The following is a 5955-nucleotide window of genomic DNA, read 5'->3' on the forward strand; positions in this document are numbered from 1 at the left end:
GTGAGGTTGTGGGGGATGGTGAGCGGTTGTCGGTGTTGCGGGGGTCGAATGCGGCGTATGTGATTTTCACGTCGGGGTCGACGGGTCGGCCGAAGGGTGTGGCGGTTTCGCATGAGGCGATCGTCAATCAGATCTCTTGGCTTACCGGGCGGTTCGGGTTGGGTGCGGCGGATGTGGTGTTGCAGAAGACGCCGGTGACCTTCGATGTGTCGTTGTGGGAGTTGTTCGGTACGTTGCTTTCGGGTGGGCGTTTGGTGTTGGCGGCCCCGGATGGTCATCGTGATTCTCGTTATTTGGCGCAGGTGATTGCTGATGAGGCGGTCACTATGACTTCGTTTGTCCCGTCGATGTTGTCGGTGTTCGTGGCGGAGACGGCTGGTTTCGAGTCGGATTCGTTCGGGTCGTTGCGGGTGGTTCTGGCGGCGGGTGAGGCGTTGCCGATGTCGGTGGTGCGGTCTTTCGAGCGTGCTTTGCCGGGTGTGGCTTTGCACAACTTGTACGGTCCGACGGAGTTCACGGTGCATGCCACCGAGGGCGCAGTGAATTCCGCGCTCGGAACTGTCACCATCGGTAAGCCGGTATGGAATACGCGTGCGTTGGTTCTCGACGAGCGTCTGCATCCGGTGCCTGTCGGAGTAGCGGGCGAACTCTATCTCTCTGGTCCTCAGGTTGCCCGGGGATACGTAGCTCGGCCGGACTTGACTGCTGGTGCTTTTGTGGCGGATCCGTTTGCAAACTCTGAAACGCAGGGTTCGCGTCTGTATCGGACCGGGGACTTGGTTCGGTGGACGCGGGACGGCGAGATCGAGTATCTGGGGCGTACCGATTTCCAAGTGAAGTTGCGTGGTTTGCGTATCGAGTTGGGTGAGATCGAGGCTGTACTGACCGACGCGTCCTCGGTGTGCCGCGCCGTAGTGCTGGTTCGGAATGATCAATTGGTCGGGTATCTGCTCGGTGAGCCCGACATGACTGTTGACATCGACGACGTCACTGCCGCAGCGGCTTTGCGGTTACCTGCCTATATGGTGCCGTCCAATTTCATCGTTGTGGATGAGTTTCCGTTGGGGTCGAGTGGGAAGCTCGATCGTAAGGCGTTGCCGGATCCGGTCGTGGCGGTCAGGGAGTTCCGGGCGCCTACTTCGCCGGTGGAAGAGATTGTGGCGGAGACTTTTGCGGGGGTGCTGGGTCTGGGGCGTGTGGGTCTCGATGATGATTTTTTCGAGCTTGGTGGTAACTCGCTGATTGCGACGCAGTTGGTGTCTCGTTTGGGTGCGGCACTCGACACACGACTTCCGGTGCGGATTCTGTTCGATGCGCCGAAGGTGGGTGCGTTGGCGTCGTTGGTGGAGTCTCAAGTCGGAGCAGGTGCACGTGTTGCGCTGGTGGCGCAGGAGCGGCCGGATGTTGTTCCGTTGTCGTTGGCGCAGCAGCGGATGTGGTTCCTGAACCGGTTCGATACTGCTTCTGCAGTGAACAACATTCCGGTGGCGATCAGGCTGACCGGTGAGCTCGACGTCGCTGCGCTCGGACGCGCAGTCGACGACGTGCTTACCCGCCATGAGTCACTACGCACCGTCTACCCGGACATCGACGGCGCAGGCACTCAGGAGATTTTGCCGACCGCCATCGTCAGTCCCGATATGACTCCACAACGCGTCACAGCGGCTGAGCTCGCCGATCGACTGCGCGAGTTCGTCTCTGTTGGGTTCGATGTGACGGCGGAGGTGCCGTTTCGGGCTCGTTTGTTCGAGGTTGTGGGTTCGGGTGGTGTGGGTTCGGAGTTTGTTGTGGTGTTTGTGGTGCATCATATTGCGGCTGATGGTTTTTCGATGGGGCCGTTGACGCGGGATGTGATGGGTGCGTATGTGGCGCGGGCTTCGGGTGAGGAGCCGGGGTGGGCTCCTCTTGCGGTGCAGTATGCCGATTATGCGTTGTGGCAGCGTGCGGTGTTGGGGTCGGAGTCGGAGCCGGATTCGTTGTTGTCGCAGCAGGTGTCGTTTTGGCGGTCGGCGTTGGAGGGTTTGCCGGATCAGTTGGATTTGCCTTCTGATCGGGTTCGTCCTGTTGTGGCGTCCAATCGTGGTGCGAATGTTGTGTTTTCGGTGGATGCGGGTGTGCATCGTGGGTTGAGTGTGGTGGCGCGGGAGTTGAATGCGTCGTTGTTCATGGTGGTGCATTCGGCGTTGGCGGTGTTGTTGTCGCGGTTGTCGGGGTCTGATGATGTGGCGGTGGGTACGCCGGTGGCGGGGCGTGGTGAGGCTGCTCTCGATGATGTGATCGGGATGTTTGTCAATACGTTGGTGTTGCGGACGGTGTTTGGTTCGGATTGGTCGTTTGCTGATGTGGTTCGGGATGTGCGTGAGCGAGATTTGGGGGCGTTCAGGCATGCGGATGTGCCGTTCGAGCGTTTGGTGGAGGTGTTCAATCCTGCTCGGTCGCAGGGGCGTCATCCGTTGTTTCAGGTGATGTTGTCGTTCCAGAATTTGGAGCGGTCTTCGCTGGAGTTGCCGGGGTTGTCGGTGTCGGCGGTTGATTTCGATGTTGCGGTTGCGAAGTTCGATGTGCAGGTGACGGTGACGGAGTTGTTCGATGCCGATGGTGGTGCTGCGGGGTTGTCGGCGACGTTGACGTATGCGACGGACTTGTTCGATGAGTCGACGATGGTGTTGTTTGCGGAGCGGTTTGTTCGGGTGTTGGAGGCGGTGGTGGCGGATTCGTCTGTGGTGGTGGGTGATATTGGTGTGTTGGGTGTTGCCGAGCGTGATGTTGTGGTGTCGGGGTGGAATGGGACTTCTCGTGTGTTGGAGGGTGTTTCGGGTTCCGGTGGGGTGTCGTTGGCGTCGTTGTTTGTTGATCGGGTGGTGGAGGTTCCGGGTGCGGTGGCGGTGGTGTTCGGGGGTGAGCGGTTGTTGTATGGGGAGTTCGGGGAGCGGGTGTTTCGTTTGGCTCGGTGGTTGATCGGTGAGGGTGTGGGTCCTGAGGTGTTGGTGGGGTTGGGTATGCGGCGTGGGGTGGATTTGTTGGTGGGGATGTATGCGGTGGTGGTGGCGGGTGGTGCGTATGTGCCTTTGGATCCGGATCAGCCGGCGGAGCGTAATGGGTTCATCGTCGAGGTGGCGTCTCCGGTGTTGGTGTTGGTTTCTGGTGGTGGGGATGTGGGTGTGTTTGCTGGTGGTGGTGTGTCGGTGGTGGATGTGGGTTCGTTGGATGTGTCTGGTTTTTCGGGTGAGGTTGTGGGGGATGGTGAGCGGTTGTCGGTGTTGCGGGGGTCGAATGCGGCGTATGTGATTTTCACGTCGGGGTCGACGGGTCGGCCGAAGGGTGTGGCGGTTTCGCATGAGGCGATCGTCAACCGACTTCTGTGGATGCAGGACACTTACCAACTCACTGGTAGCGACGTGGTCTTGCAGAAGACTCCATTCACCTTCGATGTATCCGTCTGGGAGTTCTTCTGGGCGCTTCAGGTGGGTGCTTCCGTCGTCGTCGCGATTCCCGACGGTCATCGCGATCCGAACTATCTCGCCCGGCTGATCGCCGACGAATCCGTGACCACCATGCACTTCGTTCCGTCGATGCTTGCGGTCTTCGTCTCCGAACTCGAGGCGCGCGGGACTCGATTGCCGAGTCTGCGGATGATATTCGCATCCGGCGAAGCTCTTCCGGCGGCCACAGCCCAGCGAGTGTTCTCAGCCCTGCCGCACATTTCGCTGCACAACCTGTACGGCCCGACAGAAGCAGCGGTCGACGTCACCTTCCATGAGGTGCGGCCGGACGAGTCGGTCATCGCCATTGGTGCACCAGTGTGGAACACCCGTGTCTTCGTGTTGGATCGTCGCCTTTCTCCAGTGCCCGTTGGGGTCGAGGGAGAGCTCTATCTCGCGGGCGTGCAGTTGGCGCGCGGATACGTCGGCCGTCCCGACCTGACAGCAGATCGGTTCGTCGCGCATCCGGTGCCGGAGGCCCGCGCTCGAGGTGAGCGGCTCTACCGAACGGGTGATGTCGTTCGGTGGAACGCTCGCGGTGAGCTCGACTACGTGGGTCGCAGTGACTTCCAGGTCAAGCTCCGCGGTTTGCGCATCGAGCTCGGCGAGATCGAGACCATTCTGCTGGAACAGAACTCGATTTCTCAGGCGGCGGTATTGGTCCGAGATGAGCAACTGGTTGCCTACGTCGTCACGGACGCTGCGGACTTCGACAGCGCGTCGGTTCGAGCTGCCCTCGGCTCCAAGTTGGCCGAGTACATGGTGCCGTCCGTTTTCGTCGAGCTCGAGGAGTTTCCGCTCGGATCGAGCGGGAAGCTCGATCGCACGGCGTTGCCGGCCCCTGTTGCGGTGATCAAGGAGTTCCGCGCACCCACCACACCGGTGGAGGAAATCGTTGCCGATACCTTCGCGGGAGTTCTCGGTCTCGAGCGAGTAGGACTCGACGACGACTTCTTCGAACTCGGTGGCAACTCGTTGATCGCGACTCAATTGGTTTCCCGGTTGGGGCAGGTTCTCAACACGAAGATCGGCGTGCGCGAGCTGTTCGAGGCGTCCAGCGTCGCCGACCTCGCCACGCGCATCGCCAGCCAGGTCGGTAGTGGCAGCGTGCGGGCGCTCATCGCAGTGGCAAGACCGGAGCGGATTCCGCTATCGCTTGCGCAGCAGCGCTATTGGTTCCTCAACCAGTACGACACTACATCGGCAGTGGACAATATTCCGTTCGCAGTCCGGCTGAGTGGTGAACTGAACGTCGCAGCCCTCGAGGCAGCCATGATGGACCTCATTGCGCGCCACGAGTCTCTTCGTACGATCTATCCGGATTCGCTGGACGGTCCACGCCAGGAAATCTTGCACGTCGAAGAGGCGGATGCAGACCTGGCGGTCGTCGATGTCCAGGAGGTCGACATCCGGCGTCGCGTCATCGATCTGATGATGACTGCCTTCGACGTTACAACTGAGATTCCGCGGGCCGCGAAGCTGTTCAAGTTGGCAGACGACGAGTACGTCCTTGCGTTCGTCATCCATCACGTGTCCGCGGATGGTGCATCGATGGCGCCCCTCGTACGTGATGTGATGGTGGCGTATGCGGCGCGTTCTGCCGGTGAGGCCCCTGGTTGGGCTCCGTTGCCGGTGCAGTACGCCGACTATGCGTTGTGGCAGCGCGAGACCCTCGGTAGCGAGAAAGATCCGGATTCAATTGCCTCGCAGCAGGTGTCGTATTGGAAGGCCGCACTGGCCGGGCTGCCGGACCAGCTGGACATGCCGTCGGATCGACCTCGACCCGCGCATCAGAGCTTCCGTGGCGATTCCGTTCGGTTCACCGTGGATGCAGAGCTCCACGGTGCGCTTCTGGAACTGTCACGCAGGCACCACACGACATTGTTCATGACGATGCACGCTGCATTCGCAGTATTGCTCGCCAGGTTGTCGAATGTATCGGATATTGCCGTGGGCACTCCGGTCGCTGGTCGCGGGGACAAAGCGTTGGACGACATGATCGGGATGTTCGTCAACACCTTGGTCTTCCGTAGTCGGGTCGATTCTTCGATGACGTTCGAGGAGTTGTTGGCGCAGACCCGGGAAACCGATCTGCAGGCGTTCGCGCATGCGGATGTGCCGTTCGAGCGGTTGGTGGAGGTGCTCAACCCGGTTCGGTCGACGGCCCGAAACCCGTTGTTCCAGGTCGGTCTGTCGTTCCAGAACATGACCCGAGCCAGCCTCGAACTACCGGGGTTGACGCTTGCTCCGGTCGATGTCAATTCGCCGCTGGCCAAGACCGATCTCCAATTGACCATCTTCGACGGCACGACCGCGGACGGCCGTCCGGCAGAGATCAACGCGGAGTTCACGTTTGCGACGGATTTGTTCGATCGGTCGACGGTGGATGGTTTTGCGGAGCGTTTGGTGAGTGTGTTGCGTGCTGTGGTGGGTGATTCGTCTGTGGTGGTGGGTGATGTGGAGTTGGTGGGTG

The 5955-nt window shown here is 60.5% G+C and carries 1 protein-coding gene; it reads left to right on the forward strand.

The genetic code is table 11. The features are described 5' to 3' along the window. Window positions 1-5955, forward strand: a 5955-nt coding sequence (locus O1W68_RS21440; RefSeq protein ID WP_269307023.1) for an amino acid adenylation domain-containing protein, incomplete at both ends; no start/stop codon positions are given.

This window comes from Rhodococcus sp. H36-A4 (genome assembly GCF_027158005.1).
In the GTDB taxonomy this organism is placed as follows: Bacteria; Actinomycetota; Actinomycetes; order Mycobacteriales; family Mycobacteriaceae; genus Rhodococcoides.